Here is a 1,588-nt window from a genome sequence, read left to right as displayed (position 1 = left end):
CGTCGAAGCCGATCACCGTGGCCGGGGCGGGCGGGGTGGCCGGCGGCGCCACGACCGGCGCCTGCGCCGAGGCCTCGGGGGCGGCCGGCTGGTCCGCGGGGGTGCCGGGGGAGAGCGGGGCGGCGGCCGGGGCCGGGCCGTCCTCGGACGGGTCCGGCCCGGTGCCGGTGGCGAGGGCCGGGATGATGGCGGTCAGCGCGAGGCCCCCCACCCCCAGGGCGAGCGCTGCGCCGATGGTCCTGCTGATCATGGTCCTCCTCGTGTCGGGCTCCGTGCCCCGACTATCCGTCAGGGTGCGACGGCCTGCGAGTCGGTACCGCCGGGCAGGGTGACGGCGCGACGCCACCTGGCCGAGCCACCGCGCGGGGACGGGGTCCACACGGCAGCGGCCCGGCCCGGCGCGGCCCCGGCGCCTCAGGTGTACCGCAGCGAACCCGGGGTGGTGAGCAGCTCGCCGGTCTCCAGCCAGGTCTTCAGGCCGGAGAGGATCATCGGCCAGCCACCGTAGAGCTCGTCGTTGGCGCCCTCGCGCAGCTCGTCGTGGGTGACGGTGAGCCGGCAGGAGTCGCCGACCGGTTCGATATCCCAGGTGACGCGGCTGGTGCCTTCGCTCTTCACCTCGTCGCTCCAGAGCGCGACCATGCTCTGGACCAGCCGGCGGGGCGGGTCGACCTCCAGGTTGACGCCCTCGCCGAGCACGATGCCGGCCTTCGGGGAGCCCATCTCGTAGCGCGAGCCCGGGGTCCAGTCCGAGGTGACCTCGGCGCCGAAGTTGTACTTGGCGCGGATGGCCGGGTCGGTGATCGCCTCCCAGAGGCGCTCCGGCGTGGTGCGGATGTAGATCTCGAAGACCTTCTGCATGGGAGTCTCCAGTCGGCTCTTGAGGTCGCTGAGCGCAGCCGCCCACGGCCCCGCGTACTTGCTCACCCACCGGTCGTGGACGAGCCGGATCGGGACCGGGTTCAGGTAGTGGAGCTTCTCCCTGCCCTGGCGCCGGGTGACGACCAGTCCGGCCTCCTCGAGCAGCTTGAGGTGCTTCATCACGGCGAAGCGGGTGATCTCGAAGCGCGCCTCGAGCGCGCTGAGGGTCTGCCCGTCCTCCTGGAAGAGCGCGTCGAGCAGGCTGCGTCGGGTCGGGTCGGCGAGGGCTTTGAACACCAGGTCCACACCACGAGAATAGGTGACCATTTGGTCACATGTCAACGCGTGGCGGCCTCCGGCGCGGGTCGGGGCGGAACGGCGGGTGGCCTACCGGACGGTCTGACGGGCGGGCCCGGCGGCCGGGCCGACCGCGGCCAGGTAGGCGAGGATCGCGTCCCGGTTGCGGGCCAGGCAGGTGATCCGCTGGTGGATCCGGTCGGCCTCCCGCCGCATCAGCTCGGCGGTCTCCGGGGTCAGGCACTCGGGATGGACGTGGATCTCCTCCGGCCGGTCCAGGAACGGCAGGATCCGGCGGATGATCTCGGTGGTCAGCCCGGAGTCCAGCAGACCGCGGATCTGCTGCACCAGGTGGACGTCGCTCTCGCGGTAGCTGCGGTAGCCGTTCCCGCCCCGCTCGGGGTGGAGCAGGGACTGCTCCTCGTAGTAC

At 72.6% G+C, this 1,588-nt stretch carries 2 protein-coding genes and 1 pseudogene; all 3 read right to left on the bottom strand.

What is annotated here, in order from left to right; translation table 11 throughout:
• Window positions 1-250: pseudogene (locus tag AA75_RS49925) on the bottom strand (hypothetical protein); the annotation flags it as partial.
• Window positions 251-414: 164 nt separating this feature from the next.
• On the bottom strand, window positions 415-1,167 hold the full coding sequence (locus tag AA75_RS29700; protein ID WP_033823387.1) for a metalloregulator ArsR/SmtB family transcription factor: 753 nt from the start codon (window positions 1,165-1,167) through the stop codon (window positions 415-417).
• An 81-nt stretch (window positions 1,168-1,248) separates the two neighbouring features.
• Window positions 1,249-1,588, bottom strand: a 340-nt coding sequence (locus AA75_RS29695; RefSeq protein ID WP_033823386.1) for a MerR family transcriptional regulator, incomplete at its 5' end; no start/stop codon positions are given.

Origin of the sequence: Kitasatospora sp. MBT63, assembly GCF_000710465.2 — a bacterium.
In the GTDB taxonomy this organism is placed as follows: domain Bacteria; phylum Actinomycetota; class Actinomycetes; order Streptomycetales; family Streptomycetaceae; genus Kitasatospora.
The sequence above is the reverse complement of the archived record's forward strand: the minus strand, read 5'-3'. Positions and strand labels throughout refer to the sequence as shown.